General features: G+C 65.9%; 21 protein-coding genes. 16 read left to right on the forward strand and 5 right to left on the reverse strand.

Going from position 1 to position 23,458, the window contains the following annotated elements; translation table 11 throughout:
- The first annotated feature begins 126 nt into the window (after positions 1–126).
- The 3 genes from aceE (at position 127) to lpdA (ending at position 6,593) form a co-directional block, all read left to right on the forward strand.
- Entirely contained in the window at positions 127–2,823 is a 2,697-nt protein-coding gene (gene aceE, locus KPB06_RS13495) for a pyruvate dehydrogenase (acetyl-transferring), homodimeric type (RefSeq protein ID WP_059583310.1), read from the forward strand.
- A gap of 69 nt (positions 2,824–2,892) precedes the next feature.
- Positions 2,893–4,539 carry a dihydrolipoyllysine-residue acetyltransferase gene (aceF, locus tag KPB06_RS13500; RefSeq protein WP_059583312.1) on the forward strand — a complete coding sequence of 549 codons (1,647 nt, stop codon included), beginning with the start codon at positions 2,893–2,895 and terminating at the stop codon, positions 4,537–4,539.
- Between the two features lie 287 nt (positions 4,540–4,826).
- Entirely contained in the window at positions 4,827–6,593 is a 1,767-nt protein-coding gene (lpdA, locus tag KPB06_RS13505) for a dihydrolipoyl dehydrogenase (protein WP_059583314.1), read from the forward strand.
- Between the two features lie 191 nt (positions 6,594–6,784).
- Here lpdA and KPB06_RS13510 read toward each other — a convergent pair whose 3' ends face one another.
- Positions 6,785–7,351, reverse strand: coding sequence for a phasin family protein (locus KPB06_RS13510; protein WP_034188948.1), 567 nt, complete (start codon positions 7,349–7,351; stop codon positions 6,785–6,787).
- Positions 7,352–8,005: 654 nt separating this feature from the next.
- On the opposite strand from KPB06_RS13510, the gene pbpG reads away from it, so the two are divergent.
- Complete coding sequence (gene pbpG, locus KPB06_RS13515) at positions 8,006–9,172, forward strand: D-alanyl-D-alanine endopeptidase (protein ID WP_059583315.1); 1,167 nt, start codon at positions 8,006–8,008, stop codon at positions 9,170–9,172.
- 117 nt (positions 9,173–9,289) lie between these two features.
- Here the strand turns inward: pbpG and KPB06_RS13520 are convergent, their stop codons facing one another.
- Positions 9,290–10,099: an IclR family transcriptional regulator gene (locus tag KPB06_RS13520; RefSeq protein ID WP_006478384.1), complete on the reverse strand. Its 810-nt coding sequence runs from the start codon at positions 10,097–10,099 to the stop codon at positions 9,290–9,292.
- A 183-nt stretch (positions 10,100–10,282) separates the two neighbouring features.
- Between KPB06_RS13520 and KPB06_RS13525 the strand changes: the two genes are divergently transcribed.
- The 12 genes from KPB06_RS13525 to iscX all read left to right on the forward strand — a co-directional run bounded on the left by KPB06_RS13525 (position 10,283) and on the right by iscX (position 19,405).
- Complete coding sequence (locus tag KPB06_RS13525) at positions 10,283–11,005, forward strand: (Fe-S)-binding protein (RefSeq protein ID WP_059583317.1); 723 nt, start codon at positions 10,283–10,285, stop codon at positions 11,003–11,005.
- A gap of 33 nt (positions 11,006–11,038) precedes the next feature.
- Entirely contained in the window at positions 11,039–12,451 is a 1,413-nt protein-coding gene (locus tag KPB06_RS13530; RefSeq protein ID WP_059583318.1) for a lactate utilization protein B, read from the forward strand.
- A 128-nt stretch (positions 12,452–12,579) separates the two neighbouring features.
- Positions 12,580–12,807, forward strand: a complete 228-nt coding sequence (locus KPB06_RS13535; protein WP_059583320.1) for a hypothetical protein — start codon at positions 12,580–12,582, stop codon at positions 12,805–12,807.
- Between the two features lie 102 nt (positions 12,808–12,909).
- Positions 12,910–13,392, forward strand: a complete 483-nt coding sequence (locus tag KPB06_RS13540; protein WP_059583321.1) for a low molecular weight protein-tyrosine-phosphatase — start codon at positions 12,910–12,912, stop codon at positions 13,390–13,392.
- A 117-nt stretch (positions 13,393–13,509) separates the two neighbouring features.
- Positions 13,510–14,049, forward strand: coding sequence for a Fe-S cluster assembly transcriptional regulator IscR (iscR, locus tag KPB06_RS13545; RefSeq protein ID WP_006401955.1), 540 nt, complete (start codon positions 13,510–13,512; stop codon positions 14,047–14,049).
- 65 nt (positions 14,050–14,114) lie between these two features.
- Positions 14,115–15,338, forward strand: coding sequence for an IscS subfamily cysteine desulfurase (locus tag KPB06_RS13550; RefSeq protein WP_059583323.1), 1,224 nt, complete (start codon positions 14,115–14,117; stop codon positions 15,336–15,338).
- A 67-nt stretch (positions 15,339–15,405) separates the two neighbouring features.
- The gene (iscU, locus tag KPB06_RS13555) at positions 15,406–15,813 is read left to right on the forward strand and encodes a Fe-S cluster assembly scaffold IscU (RefSeq protein WP_006478389.1); all 408 of its coding nucleotides are present in this window, start codon (positions 15,406–15,408) and stop codon (positions 15,811–15,813) included.
- 62 nt (positions 15,814–15,875) lie between these two features.
- The gene (gene iscA / locus KPB06_RS13560; protein ID WP_011885413.1) at positions 15,876–16,199 is read left to right on the forward strand and encodes an iron-sulfur cluster assembly protein IscA; all 324 of its coding nucleotides are present in this window, start codon (positions 15,876–15,878) and stop codon (positions 16,197–16,199) included.
- Positions 16,200–16,295: 96 nt separating this feature from the next.
- Positions 16,296–16,823 (forward strand): Fe-S protein assembly co-chaperone HscB, encoded by a 528-nt coding sequence (gene hscB, locus KPB06_RS13565; RefSeq protein ID WP_006491598.1) that lies wholly within the window; start codon positions 16,296–16,298, stop codon positions 16,821–16,823.
- 54 nt (positions 16,824–16,877) lie between these two features.
- Positions 16,878–18,746 (forward strand): Fe-S protein assembly chaperone HscA, encoded by a 1,869-nt coding sequence (hscA, locus tag KPB06_RS13570; RefSeq protein WP_059583395.1) that lies wholly within the window; start codon positions 16,878–16,880, stop codon positions 18,744–18,746.
- An 88-nt stretch (positions 18,747–18,834) separates the two neighbouring features.
- Positions 18,835–19,176 carry an ISC system 2Fe-2S type ferredoxin gene (fdx, locus tag KPB06_RS13575; RefSeq protein ID WP_059583325.1) on the forward strand — a complete coding sequence of 114 codons (342 nt, stop codon included), beginning with the start codon at positions 18,835–18,837 and terminating at the stop codon, positions 19,174–19,176.
- A 19-nt stretch (positions 19,177–19,195) separates the two neighbouring features.
- Positions 19,196–19,405 carry a Fe-S cluster assembly protein IscX gene (iscX, locus tag KPB06_RS13580; protein ID WP_059583326.1) on the forward strand — a complete coding sequence of 70 codons (210 nt, stop codon included), beginning with the start codon at positions 19,196–19,198 and terminating at the stop codon, positions 19,403–19,405.
- A gap of 155 nt (positions 19,406–19,560) precedes the next feature.
- On the opposite strand, the gene KPB06_RS13585 is transcribed toward iscX, so the two are convergent.
- From KPB06_RS13585 to prfB, 3 genes are all read right to left on the reverse strand, one after another.
- Positions 19,561–20,289: a glycine zipper 2TM domain-containing protein gene (locus tag KPB06_RS13585; protein WP_059583328.1), complete on the reverse strand. Its 729-nt coding sequence runs from the start codon at positions 20,287–20,289 to the stop codon at positions 19,561–19,563.
- A 347-nt stretch (positions 20,290–20,636) separates the two neighbouring features.
- Positions 20,637–22,163 (reverse strand): lysine--tRNA ligase, encoded by a 1,527-nt coding sequence (gene lysS / locus KPB06_RS13590; RefSeq protein ID WP_006478395.1) that lies wholly within the window; start codon positions 22,161–22,163, stop codon positions 20,637–20,639.
- A gap of 74 nt (positions 22,164–22,237) precedes the next feature.
- A protein-coding gene (gene prfB, locus KPB06_RS13595; protein ID WP_099316561.1) for a peptide chain release factor 2 occupies positions 22,238–23,342 on the reverse strand; the annotation gives its coding sequence in 2 pieces (ribosomal slippage) (positions 22,238–23,260 and positions 23,262–23,342; 1,104 coding nt in all).
- Positions 23,343–23,458: the final 116 nt, after the last annotated feature.

Below are 23,458 nucleotides of genomic sequence, written 5' to 3' on the forward strand. Positions count from 1 at the left end.
ATTCGAAAATTTTGTTGCGCAGGCCCGTCCACGCTCATTACAATCCGTCGGAGCTTGCCCGCAGCCGGTCGCGTCGCGTCGTCTGCACGAGAGCGATCCTCACATTCCAGGACCCAGGAGACGAGAATGTCCGCTGTACCGAACGAAGTGATGAAATATGTCGCCGCCGAACGTGACGACGACCCGCAAGAAACCGTCGAGTGGCTCGAGTCGCTCGATGGCGTGATCTCCTCCGTGGGCACTGGCCGCGCGCACTACCTGATCGAAAAGCAGATCGAATTCGCCCGCATGCACGGCGAACACCTGCCGTTCTCCGCCAATACCCCGTATATCAACACGATTCCGGTCGAAGCCCAGGCGAAGATTCCGGGCGACCAGGACATCGAGCACCGCATCCGTTCGTACACGCGCTGGAACGCGCTCGCGATGGTGCTGCGTGCAGGCAAGGACACGAACGTCGGCGGCCACATCGCATCGTTCGCATCGGCCGCGACGCTCTACGACGTCGGCTACAACCACTTCTGGCACGCGGCGTCCGACCAGCACGGCGGCGATCTCGTGTTCGTGCAGGGCCACTCGTCGCCGGGCGTGTACTCGCGCGCGTTCCTGCTCGGCCGCCTGTCGGAAGAGCAGCTCGACAACTTCCGCCAGGAAGTCGACGGCAAGGGCATCTCGTCGTACCCGCACCCGTGGCTGATGCCGGATTTCTGGCAGTTCCCGACCGTGTCGATGGGCCTCGGCCCGATCATGGCGATCTACCAGGCGCGCTTCATGAAGTACCTCGAGTCGCGCGGCATCGCGAAGACGGAAGGCCGCAAGGTGTGGGCGTTCCTCGGCGACGGCGAGACGGACGAGCCGGAATCGCTCGGCGCGATCGGCATGGCGAGCCGCGAGAAGCTCGACAACCTCGTGTTCGTGATCAACTGCAACCTGCAGCGTCTCGACGGCCCGGTGCGCGGCAACGGCAAGATCATCCAGGAACTGGAATCGGAATTCCGCGGCGCCGGCTGGAACGTGATCAAGGTCATCTGGGGCAGCCGCTGGGATGCGCTGTTCGCGCGCGACAAGTCGGGCGCGCTGATGCGCCGCATGATGGAGTGCGTCGACGGCGAATACCAGACGTACAAGTCGGAGTCGGGCGCGTACGTTCGCGAGCACTTCTTCAACACGCCTGAGTTGAAGGCGCTCGTCGCCGACTGGTCGGACGACGACATCTGGGCGCTGAACCGCGGCGGCCACGATCCGCACAAGATCTACGCGGCGTTCCACGAAGCCACGAACACGAAGGGCGCGCCGACCGTCATCCTCGCGAAGACCATCAAGGGCTACGGGATGGGCGAGTCGGGCCAGGCGATGAACATCACGCACCAGCAGAAGAAGCTGCCGGTCGAGCAACTGAAGAAGTTCCGCGACCAGTTCCGCCTGCCGATCACCGACGAGCAGATCGCCGACGTGCCGTACCTGAAGTTCGAGGAAGGCTCGAAGGAACTCGAATACATGCGCCAGAAGCGCATGGACCTCGGCGGCTACCTGCCGCACCGCCGCGAGAAGGCGACGTCGCTGCCGGTGCCGGCGCTCGACGCGTTCGAGCCGCTCCTGAAGGGCACGGGCGAAGGTCGCGAGATCTCGACGACGATGGCGTTCGTGCGGATCCTGAACATCCTGCTGAAGGACAAGGCGCTCGGCAAGCGCGTCGTGCCGATCGTTCCGGACGAATCGCGTACGTTCGGCATGGAAGGCCTGTTCCGCCAGATCGGTATCTGGAACCAGGAAGGCCAGAAGTACGTGCCGGAAGATTCCGACCAGCTGATGTTCTACAAGGAATCGCAGACCGGCCAGATCCTGCAGGAAGGCATCAACGAAGCGGGCGGCATGTGCGACTGGATCGCGGCGGCGACGTCGTATTCGACGCACGGCGAGATCATGGTGCCGTTCTACATCTTCTACTCGATGTTCGGCTTCCAGCGGATCGGCGACCTCGCCTGGGCCGCGGGCGACATGCGCTCGCGCGGCTTCCTGCTCGGCGGCACGGCGGGCCGCACGACGCTGAACGGCGAAGGCCTGCAGCACGAAGACGGCCACTCGCTGCTGTGGGCGGCATCGGTGCCGAACTGCGTGAGCTACGATCCGACGTTCGGCTACGAACTCGCGGTGATCATCCAGGACGGCCTGCGCCGCATGGTGCAGGACCAGGAAGACGTGTACTACTACATCACGGTGATGAACGAGAACTACGAGCACCCGGCGATTCCGCAGGGCGAGCACGTGGCGGCCGACATCATCAAGGGCATGTACGCGTTCAGGAAGGCCGACGCCGACAAGAAGGCGCCGCGCGTCCAGCTGCTCGGCGCGGGCACGATCTTCAACGAAGTGATCGCCGCCGCCGACCTGCTGAAGAACGACTGGGGTGTCGCCGCCGACCTGTGGAGCGTGCCGAGCTTCACCGAGCTCGCGCGCGAAGGCCACGACGTCGAGCGCTGGAACCTGCTCCATCCGACCGAGGAGCGTCGCCTGTCGCACGTGCAGAAGTGCCTGAAGGACACGCAGGGCCCGGTCATCGCGTCGACCGACTACGTCCGTGCGCTGGTCGACCAGATCCGCGGCCAGATCGACCGCCGCTTCGTCGTGCTGGGCACCGACGGCTTCGGTCGTTCGGACACCCGCGAGAAGCTGCGTCACTTCTTCGAGGTCGACCGTCACTGGGTCACCGTCGCCGCGCTCAACGCGCTGGCCGACGAAGGCACGATCGAGCGCAAGGTGGTCGCGGATGCGATCGCCAAGTACAACCTCGATCCGTCCAAGCCCAACCCGATGACCGTTTAAACGCACACGCCGTGTAATGCCGCGCGCCGCTCCCGCGAGGAGCGCGCGCGGCCATGGAGACAGAAACAGATGAGTCAAGCGATCGAAGTGAAGGTGCCGGATATCGGCGATTACAAGGACGTGCCGGTCATCGAGATCGGCGTGAAGGTCGGCGATACGGTCGAGCCCGAGCAGTCGCTCGTCACGCTCGAGTCCGACAAGGCGACGATGGACGTGCCGAGCCCGGTCGGCGGCGTCGTGAAGGAAATCAAGGTCAAGGTCGGCGATTCCGTGTCGGAAGGTTCGCTGATCGTGCTGCTCGAAGGCGGCGCAGGCGCCCAGGCGAACGGCGCGGCTGCGCCGGCCGCGGCTCCGGCTCCGGCAGCAGCGCCGGCACCGGCCGCCGCGGCGCCCGCCGCCGCCCCGGCAGCCGCCGGCGGTACGCTCGAGGTGAAGGTGCCCGACATCGGCGACTACAAGGACGTTCCGGTGATCGAGATCGGCGTGAAGGTCGGCGACACGGTCGAGAAGGAACAGTCGCTCGTCACGCTCGAATCGGACAAGGCGACGATGGACGTGCCGAGCCCGGCCGCTGGCGTCGTGAAGGACATCAAGGTGAAGGTGGGCGATTCGGTGTCGGAAGGCACGCTGATCGTGCTGCTCGAAACCGCGGGTGCACCGGCTGCCGCCGCGCCGCAGGCCAGCGCGCCGGCTCCGGCCGCGCCGGCGCCCGCGCCTGCTGCCGCACCGGCGCCCGCGCAGGCCGCGCCCGCACCGGCTGCTGCCGCGCCGGCCGCTGCGCCGTCGGGTGAATACCGCGCGAGCCACGCGTCGCCGTCCGTGCGCAAGTTCGCACGCGAACTCGGCGTCGAAGTCGCGCGCGTGCAGGGTAGCGGTCCGAAGGGACGCATCACGAAGGAAGACATCACGGGTTTCGTGAAGGGCGTGATGACCGGCCAGCGCGCGGCACCGGCCGCGGCAGCCGCGCCGGCAGGCGGCGGCGAGCTGAACCTGCTGCCGTGGCCGAAGGTCGACTTCTCGAAGTTCGGCCCGTTCGAGGCGAAGCCGCTGTCGCGCATCAAGAAGATCTCGGGCGCGAACCTGCATCGCAACTGGGTGATGATCCCGCACGTCACGAACAACGACGAAGCGGACATCACCGAGCTCGAAGCGCTGCGCGTCCAGTTGAACAAGGAACACGAGAAGGCGGGCGTGAAGTTCACGATGCTCGCGTTCGTGATCAAGGCAGTCGTCGCCGCGCTGAAGAAGTTCCCGACCTTCAACGCGAGCCTCGACGGCGACAACCTGGTGTTCAAGCAGTACTACCACATCGGGTTTGCAGCCGACACGCCGAACGGTCTCGTCGTGCCGGTGATCCGCGATGCGGACAAGAAGGGGCTCGTCGATATCGCGAAGGAAATGGCCGAGCTGTCGAAGGCCGCGCGCGACGGCAAGCTGAAGCCGGACCAGATGCAGGGCGGCTGCTTCTCGATCTCGTCGCTCGGCGGCATCGGCGGGACGCACTTCACGCCGATCATCAATGCGCCGGAAGTCGCCATCCTCGGGTTGTCGCGCGGCCAGATGAAGCCGGTGTGGGACGGCAAGCAGTTCGTGCCGCGGCTCACGCTGCCGCTGTCGCTGTCGTATGACCATCGCGTGATCGATGGCGCCGAGGCCGCGCGGTTCAATGCGTATCTCGGGGCGTTGCTCGCCGATTTCCGTCGCATCATTCTTTGATGAGCGGGGAGGGGGCTCGCGAGGGCGTGGGTTTGTTTTTGGTGCTCCACGCCCTTTCGTTGAACCTGTTTTGCCAACGGTCTGCTAGCGTCGCCCCTGCGCGGGGCGGCGGTCACTTTTCTTTGTCTTCCAAAGAAAAGTAACCAAAAGAAAGGCGCGTCCTTGGGCGGACGGCAAAGGTGGTCCTGCCCAACGTCCCGTGCTCTTGTCAGGCCGCATGGCGTCAGGATCCGCTTTTTCGCCAGCCCCTCCCTCTCTCTCCGCAGTCAATCAAGAAGGGGACAGTCATGAGTCTCATCGAAGTCAAGGTTCCGGATATCGGCGATTTCAGCGGCGTCGATGTCATCGAAGTCAACGTCAAACCCGGCGACGTGATCGAAAAAGAACAAACCCTCATCACGCTCGAATCCGATAAAGCCTCCATGGAAGTGCCCAGCGACGTCGCCGGCACCGTCAAGGAAGTCAAGGTCAAAGCCGGCGAGAAAGTCTCGCAAGGCACCATCATCGCCATCGTCGAAGCCTCGGCAGGCGCAGCCGCTCCCGCGAAAGCACCCGAAGCGCCGAAGCCCGCAGCCGCCGCACCGGCGCCGGCCGCAGCCGCGCCGGCACCCGCGCCGCAAGCCGGCAGCTACGCAGGTGCCGCCGACATCGAGTGCGACATGCTCGTGCTCGGCGCCGGCCCCGGCGGCTACTCGGCCGCGTTCCGCGCCGCCGATCTCGGCATGAAGACCGTGCTCGTCGAACGCTATTCGACGCTCGGCGGCGTGTGCCTGAACGTCGGCTGCATCCCGTCGAAGGCGCTGCTGCACACGGCACTCGTCATCGACGAAGCCGCGGCGCTCGCGTCGCACGGCATCACGTTCGGCAAGCCGCAAGTCGATCTCGACAAACTGCGCGACTTCAAGGGCGGCGTCGTCAAGAAACTGACGACGGGTCTCGCCGGCATGGCGAAGGCGCGCAAGGTCGAAGTGGTCACCGGCGTCGGCGCGTTCGTCGATCCGTTCCACATGGAAGTGCAGGGCGAAAACGGCAAGAAGGTCGTCAAGTTCAAGCAGGCGATCATCGCCGCCGGCTCGCAAGCGGTGAAACTGCCGTTCATGCCGGAAGACCCGCGCATCGTCGATTCGACGGGCGCGCTCGAACTGCGCCAGTTGCCCAAGCGCATGCTCGTGATCGGCGGCGGCATCATCGGCCTCGAAATGGCCACGGTGTACGCGACGCTCGGCGCGGAGATCGACGTCGTCGAAATGATGGACGGCCTGATGATGGGCGCCGACCGCGATCTCGTGAAGGTCTGGGAAAAGTACAACGCGAAGCGCTTCGGCAACGTGATGCTGAAGACCAAGACGGTCGGCGCGGAAGCGAAGGAAGACGGCATCTACGTGAAGTTCGAGGGCGAGAAGGCGCCCGCGGAAGCGCAGCGCTACGACCTCGTGCTCGTCGCGGTGGGCCGCAGCCCGAACGGCAAGAAGATCGGCGCCGACAAGGCCGGCGTCGCGGTCACGGATCGCGGCTTCATCGACGTCGACAAGCAGATGCGCACGAACGTGCCGCACATCTTCGCGATCGGCGATATCGTCGGCCAGCCGATGCTCGCGCACAAGGCCGTGCACGAAGGCCACGTCGCCGCGGAAGCCGCGCACGGCGAGAAGGCGTATTTCGACGCACTGCAGATCCCGTCGGTGGCGTACACCGATCCGGAAGTGGCGTGGGCCGGCAAGACGGAAGACCAGTGCAAGGCCGAAGGCATCAAGTACGGCAAGGCCGTGTTCCCGTGGGCCGCGTCGGGCCGCGCGATCGCGAACGGCCGCGACGAAGGCTTCACGAAGCTGATCTTCGACGAGGAAACCCATCGCGTGATCGGCGGCGGCATCGTCGGCCTGAACGCGGGCGACCTGATCAGCGAAGTGTGCCTCGCGGTCGAGATGGGCGCGGACGCGGAAGACATCGGCAAGACGATCCATCCGCACCCGACGCTCGGCGAATCGGTCGGCATGGCCGCCGAACTGTACGAAGGCGTCTGTACGGACCTGCCGCCGCAACGCAAGAAGTAACGCGAGCGGTACGGCCGGCCACGCGCCGGCCGTGAAAAAACGCCGTCGCCCGGGTCATCCGGCCGACGGCGTTTTCATTTGCCCGGCGCGCGACAGGCTCGAATGTGGCGGGCAGTTGCCGCCCGCGCACGTTCCGGCGCCGGAAACGAAAAAGCCGCGCTGCGCGCGGCTCTTTCAGGAGCAGGGGACGCTTACGCGGCCGGCTTGCTCGAACGACGTGCGGCAGCGGCGGTGGCAGCCTTCGTGGCGACGGCGGCAGCGGCGTTGAAGTTCGTTTCAGCGATTTCCACTGCTTGCTTCGTGGCCTTCTGAACCGTTTCGTACGTGGTGTTCGCAGCGTTCAGTGCCGACTTCAGTGCGGCGACGGCCGTTTCCGAACCAGCCGGGGCGTTCTTCGCGACGTTGTCGACGAGCGCCTGGACCTTCTTGTTCTGCTCGTCGAATTGCGCTTCGGCAACCTTCGCGAATTCGGCTTGCGTCGACGATGCGATTTCGTACAGGTGACGGCCGTACGACAGCACCTTTTCCGCGACCGGCTGCGACAGGCTCGCCTGCAGCGCGATCAGTTCCTGCGCGTCCTTCACCGACAGCAGGCGCTGTGCATTTTCCTGGCCTTCGGCCAGCGTCGACTTCACGACTTGCAGGTTGAGTTCGATCAGCTTCTCGACGCCTTCGAACGCCTTGGTCGTCAGACCGAACAGGCTTTCGAGGTTGGCTTTTTGGGCGGCGGCGATTTGCTCGGGGGTCAGCAAGGACATGTCAGGCTCCTGAAAAGCGATCGCGTCGATCGCAGGATAAAGGGCACTACGCTGGGGAACTTCGGCGCCGCGTGCTTTGTGCAACGCAGCAATGAGGCCTATTTTAGGGCAGAGAAAGCGGATGTCAAGCATTTTTTGTGCGTTGCACAATCGCGACAAATTATCGATAAAACAACGAGTTATCGCGCCCGTTCGGAATCGGTTTCAGGCGCGTTCCCACATGGTGCGCACGGCGGCGGGGCAAACGCGTCGCACCATGATCATGCACAGGTAAACCTGACAGGCCCATGGAACGTTATCCTTCTGTTCCTGTCGAAAAACGCGCCGTTTCGATGCGCGTGCCGTGGCGACGTGCCGCCGCCACGGTCGAGACCGGCGCCCTTGGCACGCCGAGCCCCGGATACGTAGTTTCCCCGCTTTAAATCGCCTCCAAAGTGACGTTATCTCAATTAACCGTGCGGTAATCGGGAGACGGGCGCTGTCGGGCAGTGCGTCCCATGGATTTTTTCGATGGGAGCGGGAGAGTTGATTGGCCAGAGGTTGGCCGACTCTTACATTCCGGTTTAAAGACGATCGGTAAGTGCCTAATATTGCTCTTTTTTTAAGCTTTAACTACACTTGCGGAAACCTCCCGCCCGCTTTGTCCAGACCCCAATGAAAGCCGAATCGTTTTCACCGCGCAGATTGTTGCAGAGCATGACGCTCGGCACCGCTGTGTCGGTCGCAGTCGCGTTGCTGGCGACCACCGCGTCCGTCACGCCTGCTGACGCCTTCGCCGCCACTGCGAAGACCCAAGCCGCCAAGAAAAAGGCCGTCGCTCCTGCTTCGTCCGCGAAGAAGAAGTCGGCCGGGGCGACCTCCGACAAATCCGCCAAGGTCGCGTCGGCCGATGCGCCGCGCGCGAAGGCGTCGCGAAAGCGCGTGACGCTCGCGGCGAACAGCGTGCACGGCGGCCATCGCGGCGCGGTGCGCAAGGTCGCGTTCCAGCCGCGCCGCCCGACGGTCGGCCAGGCGTTCGGCCTGCACGACACGCCGGACGCGCTCGCGCTGCGCTCGAGCGTCGCGTACGTCGTCGACCAGAATACCGGCGAGCCGCTGTTCGACAAGAATTCGCACGCGGTCGTGCCGATCGCGTCGATCTCGAAGCTGATGACGGCAATGGTCGTGCTCGACTCGAAAGCGCCGATGGCCGATCAGATCGAAGTCACCGACGAAGACCGCGACTACGAGAAGGGCACGGGCTCGCGCCTGTCGGTCGGCTCGGTGCTGTCGCGCGAGGACATGCTGCACATCGCGCTGATGGCGTCGGAAAACCGCGCGGCGGCAGCGCTGTCGCGTTACTACCCGGGCGGCCGTCCGGCGTTCATCGCGGCGATGAACGCGAAGGCGAAGTCGCTCGGCATGACCGACACGCACTTCGAGAATTCCACCGGCCTGTCGAGCTCGAACGTGTCGAGTGCGCGCGACCTCGTGAAGATGGTCAATGCGGCGTACCAGTATCCGATGATCCGTCAGTTCTCGACCGATCGCACCTACGAGGTGTACACGGGCAAGCGCAACCTGGTCTACAACAGCACCAACGCGCTGATCCGCGGCAACGGCTCGTGGGACATCGGCCTGCAGAAGACGGGCTTCATCAACGAAGCGGGTGAATGCCTGGTGATGCAGGCGACGATCCACGGCCGGCCGATGGTGATGGTGCTGCTCGATTCGTTCGGCAAGTACTCGCGCTTCGCCGACGCCTCGCGCCTGCGCAACTGGCTCGATGCCGGCGGCGGCGAGCGCCTGACGGCGGCCAACACGCCGAACGGCGGTACCTGATCGTCCACGGCGGTTCGCCGCCATGCCGATCGCCGCAACGAAGAAGCCCCGCAATCGCGGGGCTTTTTTTGTCCGACGAATCGGGAGCCGGGGCCGGTGCCGGGCCGACGGCGAGGCTTACGCCTGCCGCTGCAGCCCGTCCACGTCTTTCTCGGGCGCCGGCCGGTAGCCGAGCGATTCCGAGATGGTGAGCGCCGTCCGGCTCAACTGGCCGAGCCACGCGTCCTGCAGCCGGTCGGCCGGCGCCGACAGCGACAGGCCGGCAACGAGCTTCCCGGAATCGTCGTAGATGCCGGCCGCGATGCAGCGCACGCCGAGTTCGAGCTCCTCGTTGTCGCGCGCGCACGACTGCTGGCGGACGATCGTCAGCTCGCGCTCGAGCTTCGCGATATCGGTGATGCTGTTCTGCGTATGGCCCGACAGCCCCGTGCGCGTCGCATAGGCACGCACGCGCGACGTCTCGTCGGCCGCGAGGAACAGCTTGCCGACCGACGTGAGATGCAGCGGCGCGCGGCCGCCGATCGCGCGGACGACCTGCATTCCCGAGCGCTCGGAGTACGCGCGCTCGATATAGACGATCTCGTCGCCCTGGCGCACCGACAGGTTCACGGTCTGCCCGGTGAGGCGGTGCAGCTCGCGCATCGGCATCAGCGCCGCGTCGCGCACCGACAGGCGCGCCTTCACGAGATTGCCGAGCTCGAGCAGCCGCATGCCGAGACGGTAGGTGCCGGGATCGGAGCGGTCGACGAGGCGGCAGGTCACCATGTCGTTGAGGATGCGGTGCGCGGTCGACGGGTGCAGTTCCGTACGCTGCGCGAGTTCCTTCAGGCTGACGGGGTCGCTGTGCGCGGCGAGCGCGTCCAGCAACCGCATCATGCGTTCGATCACCTGGATCGACGTTTTTGAATCGGGGGTGGGTTGGCTCATGTCGGGGGAGGAATCGATTGACGCGTCAGGCGGTGTTGGACCGATTGTATCTCGTATCGTGAAAAAAGCGAACGCCGTTCGAGGAAGTCCTCGTTTCGTGCGCCGCGGGCTTGCGCGCGGGCCGGCGTTGGTCTTGCCGGTCAAACGTCGGATAATGAGAGCCGTTTTCTCGAAGGAGCACGTATGCGAGTCGGTTTGTTCGTGACCTGCCTGGTCGACCTGATGCGCCCCGAAATCGGTTTTTCGGCGCTCAAGCTGATTCGCGACGCCGGCTACGAGGTGATCGTGCCGCCCGCGCAGACCTGCTGCGGCCAGCCGGCCTACAACTCGGGCGACCGCGCGCTGGCGCGCGACCTCGCGGAAAAGACCCTGCGCGAGTTCGAGCAGTTCGATTACATCGTCGCGCCGTCGGGTTCGTGCGGCGGGATGATCCGCGCGCACTACGGCGACCTATTTCGCGACGATCCCGAACTGATGGGGCGCTACACGCGGTTCCAGCAGAAAGTCCACGAACTGACCGACTTCCTCGCGAACGTCGCGAAGGTGTCGCTCGCGCCGGGCGAGTTCGCCGGGCCGGTCACCTATCACGATTCGTGCTCGGGCCTGCGCGAGCTCGGCGTGAAGGCGCAGCCGCGCGCGCTGCTCGCGCAGCGCGGCGTCGCGGTGACCGAGATGAAGGATTGCGAGCACTGTTGCGGCTTCGGCGGCACGTTCGCGGTCAAGTACGGCGACATCTCGGCGGCCATCGCGGACGAGAAATGCGCGAACGTGCGCGCGTCGGGCGCGGGCACGGTCGTGCTCGGCGATCTCGGCTGCATGTTGAACATCGAAGGGCGGTTGCGCCGCACCGGCGACCGCGACACGCGCGTGCTGCACGTCGCGCAGGTGCTGGCGGGCGACGTCTGACGCCCGGTTCCGCTCACTTTCCCCGATACCGCGATGCAAGTCCAATCGATGCATTTCAAGGCGCGCGCCGGCCAGAAGCTGGCCGACCAGCGCCTGCAGCAGAACCTGAAGAAACTGTCGACGAAGTTCGTGTCCGCCCGCGCCGACGCGATGACCCTGATCGACTTCCCGGCCACGCGCGCCGCGCTCGAGGCGCGCCGCAACCGCGCGCTGGAGAATCTCGACGTGTGGCTCGAGGCATTCGAGCGCGAGGCGACGCGGCGCGGCACGACGGTGCTGTTCGCCGAAACGACCGCCGACGCCGCGCGGCTCGTGGCCGACATCGCGCGCCGGCACGACGTGAAGAAGGTCATCAAGACCAAGTCGATGGTGTCCGAGGAAATGCGGCTGAACGCGGTGCTCGCCGAGATGGGCGTGCAGTCGATCGAGACGGACCTCGGCGAATACATCCTGCAGATCAACGACAACGAGCCGCCGAGCCACATCATTGCGCCCGTCGTGCACAAGGACAAGGACGAGATCGCCGACCTGTTCGCGCGCACGCACCGGCGCGAGCGGCTCACCGAGATTCCGGACATGACGCGCGAGGCGCGCGAGGTGCTGCGCCCGCATTTCATGTCGGCCGACATGGGCGTGACGGGCGGCAACTTCGTGATCGCCGAGACGGGTTCGGTGGCGATCGTGACGAACGAAGGGAACGAGGGCATGTGCACGGTCATGCCCCGCGTGCATGTCGCGGTGACGGGCATCGAGAAGGTGCTGCCGACGCTCGAGGATCTCGCGACCGCGATGCGGCTGCTGCCGCGTTCCGCGACCGGGCAGAAGACGTCGAACTATTTCTCGCTGCTGACCGGGCCGCGCGGGCCCGGCGACGAGGACGGCCCCGAGCACAACTACGTGGTGCTCGTCGACGGCGGCCGCACGGGCCTGATCGGCGGCGAATTCCAGGAGATGCTGCGCTGCATCCGCTGCGGCGCGTGCATGAACCATTGCCCGGTGTACCAGAAGGTTGGCGGTCATGCGTACGGCTGGGTCTATCCGGGGCCGATGGGATCGGTGCTGACGCCGAGCTACGTCGGGCTCGATCGCGCGCTCGACCTGCCGCAGGCGGCGACGCTGTGCGGCGAATGCGACAGCGTATGTCCGGTCGGGATTCCGTTGTCGCACCTGTTGCGCACGCTGCGCGAGAAGCAGGTCGAGCGCCATCTGCGGCCGTGGCGCGAGCGGGCGGCGCTCGCCGCGTGGGGTTTCCTCGCGCGGCGGCCGATGCTGTATGCGCTGACGACCAAGCTGGCGGTGCGCGTCCTCGAGCGGCTGGGCGGCAACGGCGGCATGCTGCGGCGCCTGCCGTTGATGGGCGGCTGGATGGACACGCGCGACATGCCGACACCGACCGGGCGCACGTTCCGCGAACTGTACGCGGCGTCGCAAAGCCACCTCGGCTGACACTGTTCAGCGAGCAGCAACAGTGCGTTCGCTATTCGCATATTTATCTCGATAGATGCGATCTATAGAATCTCGGCTGTAGTCCCCGGAATCGGGTTTCGGGGTACGAGGTCAAGGAGGTACGCATCATGAAAAAGACAATATCGATGTACTGGCCGCTGGCAATCGTGGTTCCGCTGGCGGCGGCTGCCTATCTGCATGCGATGTCCGATGCGCCGTCGCGCGGCCCGCTCGCGGCTCATCAGGCGTCCGCCGAACTGGCGCGCGCGGTGTCGTTCGGGCTGGTCGACGACGCGGCGAAGCCGCTGCCGGCCGCATCCGGCGACGTCGTGATCGCTGCGCCCAAGGCGCTGTAAGGCACGTCGCCGTCGCTTCGCGCGGCGGCGCGATTTCGGGCGCCTTTGTATAATGGCGCGTTCTTCTTCCCACGCGGTTCGCCGCGGTTTTCCGATAGTGCGATGACCCGCGTAGCGATCTGTTTCGTCTGTCTCGGCAATATCTGCCGTTCGCCCACGGCGGAAGGCGTGATGCGCCACCAGGTGGGCGCGGCCGGGCTGGCCGACCGGATCGCGATCGATTCGGCCGGCACCGGCGATTGGCACGTCGGCGAGCCGCCCGACTCGCGCGCGCAGGCGGCGGCCCGCACCCGCGGCTATGACTTGTCGGCGCTGCGGGCGCGGCAGGTGAGCGCGGCGGATTTCGAGCGTTTCGACCTGCTGCTGGCGATGGACGAAGCCAACCTCGCGGAATTGCGCCGGCGCTGTCCGCCGGCGCATCGCGACAAGGTGCGCCTGCTGATGGAATTCGCGCCGGGCGCCGCCGAGACCGAGGTGGCCGATCCTTATTTCGGCGGCGAGCAGGGCTTCGAACAGGTGCTCGATCAGGTCGAGCGCGCGTGCGCGGGCCTGCTGGACACGCTGCGCAGCCGCGCCGCGCGCTGATCGACACGGGAAATTCAGCGGTCTGCGAATACCCTGTCGAAGACATGGATACTTGACTAAAATCGTCAAATATTTATACTTGACCAAAATCGTCAAGATTGCAGTCCCCTAGACACCATGAGACTCACCACCAAAGGCCGTTTCGCCGTCACGGCGATGATTGACTTGGCACTGCGCCAGGAGCAGGGCCCGGTGACGCTTGCAGGCATCAGCCAGCGCCAGCGGATTTCGCTCTCGTATCTCGAACAGCTGTTCGGCAAGCTGCGCAGGCATGAAATCGTCGAATCCGTGCGCGGCCCGGGCGGCGGCTACAACCTCGCGCGTCGCGCGCAGGACGTCACCGTTGCCGACATCATCATCGCGGTCGATGAACCGCTCGACGCCACGCAGTGCGGCGGCAAAGGCACGTGCGACGGCTCGAAGCAGCCCGACGGCCATTGCATGACGCACGAGCTGTGGTCGACGCTGAACCAGAAAATGGTCGAATACCTCGATTCGGTGTCGCTGCAGGATCTCGTCGATCAGCAGCGCGCACGCGAGGGCGCCCCTGCGGTGCTGCGCGACCGTCGCGCGCCGGAGCCCGTCGCCGCACCGGCCGAGCCCGTGCGCACGATGCCGCTCGGCCCCAATTCGGTGTTCAACATCGCGAGTTCGTGAGCGCGAAGGCGCCCGTCACACCCCATAACGCACATAGTCCCTGCACAGAATACCCGGAGCGACAGATGACCCAAGAGACTCTCCACCTGCCCATCTATATGGATTACAGCGCGACGACGCCCGTCGATCCGCGCGTGGTCGACAAGATGGTGCCGTACCTGCGCGAGCAGTTCGGCAACCCGGCGTCGCGCAGCCACGCTTATGGCTGGGACGCGGAGCGTGCGGTCGAGGAAGCGCGCGAACAGGTGGCCGCACTCGTGAACGCCGATCCGCGCGAGATCATCTGGACGTCCGGCGCCACCGAGTCGGACAACCTCGCGATCAAGGGCGCCGCGAACTTCTACAAGGGCAAGGGCAAGCACATCGTCACGGTGAAGACCGAGCACAAGGCCGTGCTCGACACGTGCCGCGAGCTCGAGCGCGACGGTTTCGAAGTCACCTACCTCGACGTGAAGGAAGACGGCCTGATCGATCTCGACGTGCTCAAGGCCGCGTTGCGCCCGGACACGATCCTCGTGTCGGTGATGCACGTGAACAACGAGATCGGTGTGATCCAGGACATCGAGACGATCGGCGAAATCTGCCGCGAGAAGGGCATCGTGTTCCACGTCGATGCCGCGCAGTCGACCGGCAAGGTCGAAATCGACCTCGCGAAGCTGAAGGTCGACCTGATGTCGTTCTCGGCCCACAAGACGTACGGCCCGAAGGGCATCGGCGCGCTGTACGTGCGCCGCAAGCCGCGCGTGCGCATCGAGGCGCAGATGCACGGCGGCGGCCACGAGCGCGGCATGCGTTCGGGCACGCTGCCGACGCACCAGATCGTCGGCATGGGCGAGGCGTTCCGCATCGCGCGCGAGGAAATGGCGACCGAGAACGAGCGCATCCGCATGCTGCGCGACAAGCTGCTGCGCGGCCTGTCGCAGATCGAGGAAACCTACGTGAACGGCGACATGGACCACCGTGTCCCGCACAACCTGAACATCAGCTTCAACTTCGTCGAAGGCGAGTCGCTGATCATGGCGATCAAGGACGTCGCGGTGTCGTCCGGCTCCGCGTGCACGTCGGCGTCGCTGGAGCCGTCGTACGTGCTGCGCGCGCTCGGCCGCAACGACGAGCTCGCGCACAGCTCGATCCGCTTCACGGTCGGCCGCTTCACGACGGAGCAGGAAGTCGACTTCGTGATCGATCTGCTGAACAGCAAGATCGCGAAGCTGCGCGAACTGTCGCCGCTCTGGGAAATGCACCAGGAAGGCATCGATCTGTCGACGATCGAATGGGCCGCGCACTGATACCGCATTGAATGCAACCGCGGGCGGATTGACGCACGCAGACGTAACGAGTCAAGGAGTCTGAGTCATGTCTTACAGCAACAAGGTTCTGGATCACTACGAAAACCCGCGCAACGTCGGTTCGTTCGCGAAGGACGACGACACGGTCGGCACGGGCATGGTCGGCGCGCCGGCGTGCGGCGACGTGATGAAGCTGCAGATCCGCGTCGGCGCGGACGGCGTGATCGAAGACGCGAAGTTCAAGACCTACGGCTGCGGTTCGGCGATCGCATCGAGCTCGCTCGTCACCGAATGGGTGAAGGGCAAGACGCTCGACGAGGCACTGTCGATCAAGAACACGCAGATCGCCGAGGAACTCGCGCTGCCGCCGGTGAAGATTCACTGCTCGATCCTCGCGGAAGACGCGATCAAGGCAGCCGTGGCCGACTACAAGAAGCGCCACGACACCAAGGAAAGCGATCAGGCAGCAGCCTGAGCGGCATCGAGCGTTGTGAAGGAACGCGGTGCGTCGTCCAGGCGCCCCGCGGCAAGGACATCATGGCAATTACACTGACCGAAAAAGCAGCACAACACGTCCAGAAATACCTCGTCCGCCGCGGCAAGGGTGTGGGCCTGCGGCTTGGCGTTCGCACGACCGGGTGCTCGGGGCTCGCGTACAAGCTCGAGTATGTCGACGAGCTGGCTCCCGAGGATCAGGTGTTCGAGAGCCATGGCGTGAAGGTCGTCGTCGATCCGAAGAGCCTCGCCTATATCGACGGCACCGAGCTCGACTTCGCCCGCGAAGGCCTGAACGAAGGGTTCAAGTTCAACAACCCGAACGTGAAGGACGAGTGCGGGTGCGGGGAATCGTTCCGCGTGTGACGCGGCTCCCTCCGCGCGATGCGGGCAAGAGGCGGCACGGGCCGCCTTTTTAATGTGCGGCGTTTGCCGCGCGACGAACCGGAATTGAACGCGACGATGGTTTCGCTGAAAGACAGCCATTTCGACCTGTTTCACCTGCCGGCGCAATTCGCGCTCGACGAGACGGCGCTCGACGCCGCCTACCGGACGGTGCAGACGCAGGTGCACCCGGACCGCTTCGCGGCGGCCGGCGATGCGCAAAAGCGCATCGCGATGCAATGGGCCACGCGCGCGAACGAGGCGTACCGCACGCTGCGCGATCCGCTGAAGCGCGCGTCCTATCTGCTGTCGCTGCGCGGCGTCGACATCGGCGCGGAAAACAACACGGCGATGGAGCCGGCGTTCCTGATGCAGCAGATGGAGTGGCGCGAGGGCATCGAGGATGCCGCGGCCGCCCGCAATGTCGACGCGCTCGATGCGTTGCTCGCCGAGTTGCGCGACGAGAAGCGCGTGCGCGTCGAGCGCCTCGGCACGCTGCTCGACAGCGGTGCCGACCAGGCCGCCGCGGAAGCCGTGCGTCAGCTGATGTTCATCGAACGGGTCGCGTCGGAAGTGGGCGCGCAGATCGAGCGCCTCGAAACTTAACCGCGTGCCTTGCGGCACGCGCAGCAAACGGGCCGAGCGCCCGAACGAACCAAGATGGCTTTACTGCAAATTTCCGAACCGGGCATGGCGCCGGCGCCGCACCAGCGGCGACTCGCCGTCGGGATCGATCTCGGCACGACGAACTCGCTCGTCGCCGCCGTGCGCAACAGCGTGCCCGAAGTCCTGCCGGACGAAGCCGGCCGCTTGCTGCTGCCGTCGGTGGTCCGTTACCTCGAGAAGGGCGGCCGCCGCATCGGCCACGAAGCGAAGGAGCAGGCCGCGACCGATCCGCGCAATACGATCGTGTCGGTCAAGCGCTTCATGGGCCGCGGCAAGGCCGAGGTCGAAGGCGCGGCGAACGCGCCGTACGAATTCGTCGACGCGCCGGGCATGGTGCAGATCCGCACGATCGACGGCGTGAAGAGCCCGGTCGAAGTGTCGGCCGAGATTCTCGCGACGCTGCGCTATCGCGCGGAAGACACGCTCGGCGACGAGCTGGTCGGCGCGGTGATCACGGTGCCCGCCTACTTCGACGACGCGCAGCGCCAGGCGACCAAGGACGCCGCGCGCCTCGCCGGCCTCAACGTGCTGCGCCTGCTGAACGAACCGACCGCCGCGGCGATCGCCTACGGTCTCGACAACGCGGCCGAAGGCCTGTACGCGGTGTACGACCTCGGCGGCGGCACGTTCGACCTGTCGATCCTGAAGCTGACGAAGGGCGTGTTCGAAGTGCTGGCCGCGGGCGGCGATTCCGCGCTCGGCGGTGACGATTTCGACCACGCGCTGTTCGATCACGTGCTCGCGCAGGCCGGTATCGACGCGAAGACGCTCGCGCCCGAGGACGTGCGCTTGCTGCTCGATCGCGTGCGCGTGCTGAAGGAAGCGCTGTCGTCCGCGCCCGAGGCGGCGCTCGACGTGACGCTGTCGAGCGGCGCACGCCTCGTGCAGACGATTTCGCACGACACGTTCGCGTCGCTCGTCGAGCCGCTCGTGCAGCGTACGCTCACGCCGACCCGCAAGGCGCTGCGCGATGCACAGGTCACGCCGGCCGACATTAAGGGCGTCGTGCTCGTCGGCGGCGCGACGCGCATGCCGGTGATCCGCGACGCGGTCGCCAAATACTTTGGCCAGCCGCCGCTCGTGAATCTCGATCCGGATCAGGTCGTCGCGCTCGGCGCGGCGATCCAGGCCGATCTGCTCGCGGGCAATCGCGGCACCGGCGACGACTGGCTGCTGCTCGACGTGATTCCGCTGTCGCTCGGTGTCGAGACGATGGGCGGCCTCGTCGAGAAGATCATTCCGCGCAACTCGACGATTCCGATCGCGCGTGCGCAGGAATTCACGACCTTCAAGGACGGCCAGACCGCGATGGCGATCCACGTCGTGCAGGGCGAGCGCGAGCTCGTCGCCGACTGCCGGTCGCTCGCGCGCTTCGAGCTGCGCGGCATTCCGCCGATGACGGCGGGCGCCGCACGCATTCGCGTGACCTATCAGGTCGACGCGGACGGCCTGTTGTCGGTGTTTGCGCGCGAGCAGTTGTCGGGCGTCGAGGCATCGGTCGTCGTGAAGCCGTCGTACGGCCTCGCCGACGACGACATCGCGAAGATGCTGGAAGACAGTTTCAAGACCGCCGAAATCGACATGCGCGCTCGTGCGCTGCGCGAAGCGCAGGTCGAGGCCGAGCGGATGCTCGAGGCGACGCAGGCCGCGCTGGCGGCCGACGGCGAACTGCTCGATGCCGGCGAGCGCGCGCAGGTCGACGCGCTGGCTGCCGCGCTGCGCGCGGTCGCGCAGGGCGACGATACGAATGCGATCGAAGAGGCAACCAAGGCGCTGGCCGACGGTACCGACGAATTCGCGGCGCGCCGGATGGACAAGAGCATCAAGCGCGCGCTGTCGGGCCGCCGGCTCGACGAGATCTGAACCCACGAACCGCGCATCGGCCGGCCACGGCCCGCGCGCTAATGAACCACGCGGCGCCTGGCGCCGCACCCTGACTGACGGAACGGACATGCCTCAACTGGTGGTGCTGCCTCACGTCGAACTGTGCCCGGATGGCGCGGTGATCGACGCGACGCCCGGCAAGAGTATCTGCGACAACCTGCTCGACAACGGGATCGAGATCGAGCACGCATGCGAGAAGTCGTGCGCATGCACGACGTGCCACGTGGTGATCCGCGAAGGCTTCAACGATCTCGCGCCGTCCGAGGAGGACGAGGACGATCTGCTGGACAAGGCGTGGGGCCTCGAGCCGACGTCGCGCCTGTCGTGCCAGGCGATCGTGAAGGAAGATTCGGACCTGGTGGTCGAGATTCCGAAGTACTCGATCAACCACGCGAAGGAAAATCACTGACCGAAACCGGAGGCAGGCGATGAAATGGACCGATTCGCGTGAAATAGCCATTGCACTGGCGGACAAGCACCCGGACATCGACCCGCAGCGGATCAACTTCGTCGACCTGCGCCAATGGGTGCTGGAGCTCGACGGCTTCGACGACGATCCGGCGCACTCGGGCGAGAAGATCCTCGAGGCGATCCAGGCGCACTGGATCGACGAATCCGACTTCGACGACGAGGACTGACCGACCCGGCCGGCCACGGCGTACGCTGCAATGGTGTACGCCGCGCCAATGAAAAAACGGCTCGTGAGCGCCTGCTCGCGAGCCGTTTTCGTTTTGGGCGAAGTGCCCGCGCGCGACGCGTGGGCAGCGACGCCGGCGATGACGCGATCGGGAGCTTACGCGCCGACCAGCGTGCCGTTCTCGATCCGTACGCGCTGGCCCTGGCCGAACGGCGGCGGGTTGCGATACGTGAACGTGCGCATCGCGCCGCTTTCCATCTGCACTTGCACCTGATAGTCGGTTTCCGCGCGGACCTGTTTCTCGACCTGGTTGCCGGCGAGACCGCCGCCCAGCGCGCCGATGATCGTCATCGCGGTGCGACCGTTGCCGTGGCCGAACTGGTTACCGAGCAGGCCGCCGGCCGCCGCGCCGCCCACGGCGCCGATGCCCGAGCTCTGGCCCGGCGTGCGCGTTTGCGTGATCGAGACGACCGTGCCGCAACTCTGGCAGTAGGCTTGCGCAGGCGCCGACGGCTGCTGCGCATATTGCGGCGGCTGCGGGGCGGTCGTGTGACGGCGGTGCGGCGCAGCCGGGCGCGGCGCGGGCTTCGGCTCGGCCTGCGCGACGGCGGCTTTCTGCTGCGCGGCGGCCTGTTCCGCGGCCTGTCGCTGCGCTTGCGCGGCCAGCGCGGCGCTGGCGGCCGCGGCCGTATCGACCGCCGGCTGCGACGCGATCAGCGCGGCCTGGGTCTGGCCGTTCTGTTCGCTGCTGCTGGTGGCTTTCGGGAAGACGCCCGTGATCGCTGCCGTCGCCGCGAGGCTGGCGACGATGACGGCGCCCGCCGCGGTGGCGATCAGCGGGTGGAGGCGTTGCTTTTGCGGCGTGGTCTGATTCTGGTTGTCCATTTTTTTCTCCAATGTCGATCCGGATCGGCGCGTGGCGCCGGAGCTGGATCCCACGCTCGGGAGCGATCAGACTCGGCGTTCCTGCGCCTCGTTCTGGTCCCGTGGTCATGCGTGGTGACGCAACAGGAGTGTCGTCCACGGCCCCGGGGCACGCCGTATCAAGGTGTAACGAATTGCAGCGGGGCGTCGGCGGCGGTTTCCGGGAAAACCCGCAGAAGGGCGTCGCGACGAGGGAATAAAACGGGGGAGGATCGAAGGCCGGCGGACGCCGGCTGGCGGGATTTACGCGTCGTTACAAAGGCGACGCGTGCGCGCCACGGGGCGCGGCGCACACGCGGTTGCGGCTGTCAGTCCTCGCGGCGCAGATGCGGGAACAGCAGCACGTCGCGGATCGTCGGGCTGTCGGTCAGCAGCATCACGAGACGGTCGATGCCGATCCCGCAGCCGCCGGTCGGCGGCATCCCGTATTCGAGCGCGCGGATGTAGTCGGCGTCGAAGAACATCGCTTCCTCGTCGCCTGCATCCTTCTGCTCGACCTGCTTCTTGAAGCGCGCGGCCTGGTCTTCCGGATCGTTCAGCTCCGAGAAGCCGTTCGCGATCTCGCGGCCGGTCATGAACAGCTCGAAACGCTCGGTGATGCCCGGCACCGTATCCGATGCGCGTGCGAGCGGCGACACCTCGACCGGGTAGTCGATGATGAACGTCGGTTCCCACAGCTGCGCTTCGGCCGTTTCCTCGAACAGCGCGAGCTGCAGCGCGCCGATGCCCGCGTTCAGGAACGCCGGCTGCGACACGTCGACGCCGAAGCGCTTCAGCTCGGTGCGCAGGAACGCGTCGTCCGACAACTGGCCGTCGGTGTAGTCCGGTGCGTACTTCTGGATCGCCTGCGTGATCGTCAGGCGATGGAACGGCTTCGCGAGGTCGAGTTCGCGGCCCTGATACTGGATCGTCGCGGTGCCGAGCGCGTCGATCGCCGCCTGGCGGATCAGTTGCTCGGTGAAGTCCATCAGCCAGCGGTAGTCGGTGTACGCGGCGTAGAACTCCATCATCGTGAATTCCGGGTTGTGCCGCGGCGACACGCCTTCATTCCGGAAATTGCGGTTGATCTCGAACACGCGCTCGAAGCCGCCGACGATCAGGCGCTTCAGGTACAGCTCCGGCGCGATGCGCAGGAACATCTGCATGTCGAGCGCATTGTGATGCGTGACGAACGGCTTCGCGGCCGCGCCGCCCGGGATCGGGTGCAGCATCGGCGTCTCGACTTCCATGAAGTCGGCGTTGTCCATGAACTTGCGGATCGACGCGATCGTCTTCGTGCGGGCGCGGAACGTGTCGCGCGTTTCCGGCGTGACGATCAGGTCGACGTAGCGCTGGCGGTAGCGCATTTCCTGGTCGGACAGGCCGTGGAACTTGTCCGGCAGCGGACGCAGCGCCTTCGACAGCAGGCGCAGCTCCTTGCACTGGACCGACAGCTCGCCCTTGTTGGTGCGGAACAGCACGCCGCGCGCGGCGACGATGTCGCCGAGGTCCCACTTCTTGAACGCGTCGTAGGTGTCGGCGCCGACGTCGTTCGGCGTCACGAAGAACTGGATCTGGCCCGAGCCGTCCTGCACCGTCGCGAAGCTCGCCTTGCCCATCACGCGCTTGAGCATCATGCGGCCGGCCACCGACACCTCGACCGGGTTCGCTTCGAGCGCGGCCTTGTCCGAATCGGCGAATTTCGCCTGCAGGTCGGCTGCGTGGTGCTCGGGCCGGAAGTCGTTCGGATAGGCGACGCCTTGCTCGCGCAACGCGCGCAGCTTCTCGCGGCGCTCGGCGATGATCTGGTTTTCGTCCGCCGTGACGGCGGGCTGCGTTTGGGTCGGTTCGGTCATGATGGTCGGAATTCGGAGTGGGGTGCGGCAACGCAAACGGAAAGGGCGGCGCGGGGCAGGCCGCGCCGCGGCGCTTACACGCCCTGTTTGAGGCTCGCGCTGATGAAGTCGTCGAGGTCGCCGTCGAGCACCGCACGCGTGTTGCTCATTTCGACGTTCGTACGCAGGTCCTTCACGCGGCTCTGGTCGAGCACGTACGAGCGGATCTGGTGGCCCCAGCCCACATCGGTCTTGCTCGATTCGAGCTTGTCCTGCTCGGCCTGGCGCTTGCGCATTTCGACTTCGTACAGGCGCGACTTCAGCATCGCCATCGCTTCCGCGCGGTTGCGGTGCTGCGAGCGGTCGTTCTGGCACTGCACGACGATGCCGGTCGGCATGTGCGTGATCCGCACCGCGGAGTCGGTCTTGTTGATGTGCTGGCCGCCCGCGCCCGATGCGCGGTACGTGTCGATGCGCAGGTCGGCCGGGTTGATCTCGACTTCGATCGAGTCGTCGATTTCCGGATAGACGAACACCGACGAGAACGACGTATGGCGGCCGCCCGACGAGTCGAACGGCGACTTGCGCACGAGGCGGTGGATGCCCGTTTCGGTGCGCAGGAAGCCGTACGCGTATTCGCCCGTGACCTTGACCGTCGCGTTCTTGATGCCGGCGACGTCGCCGTCGGACTCTTCGAGCACTTCGGCCTTGAAGCCCTTGCGTTCGCAGTAGCGCAGGTACTGGCGCAGCAGCATCGACGCCCAGTCGCACGCCTCGGTGCCGCCGGCGCCGGCCTGGATGTCGATGAAGCAGTTGTTCGGATCGGCCGGGTTCGAGAACATCCGGCGGAACTCGATGTCGCCGACGCGCGCCTCGAGCTTCGCGGCGTCTTCTTCCGACGCGAGAAGCGTGTCCTCGTCGCCTTCCTCGCGTGCCAGCTCGAACAGGTCGAGCGCGTCGCGCAGGTCGCTATCGAGCGCGGTGAGCGTCATGACGACGCCTTCGAGCAGTTTCTTCTCGCGGCCGAGCGCCTGGGCGTTCTTCGAATCGTTCCAGACGTTCGGGTCTTCGAGTGCCTTGTTGACTTCGGTCAGACGCGCGGCTTTGGCGTCGTAGTCAAAGATACCCCCGAAGCTCGCCCGCGCGATTGCGCAGGTCGAGCAGGGAGCTTTCGATCGCGTTGAGACGTTCCGCTTCCATGATCGTTCGCTGTTCCGGCTTCGTAAAAAAGCGGAATTATAGCCGATCGGCAAACTTGCCCGGTGACGCAAACGGTGCTCGCGCATGCGTGGAGGGCCCGTCCAACGCGGCGCGCG

The sequence above is a fragment of the Burkholderia semiarida genome (genome assembly GCF_029268935.1).
Lineage (GTDB): Bacteria > Pseudomonadota > Gammaproteobacteria > Burkholderiales > Burkholderiaceae > Burkholderia > Burkholderia semiarida.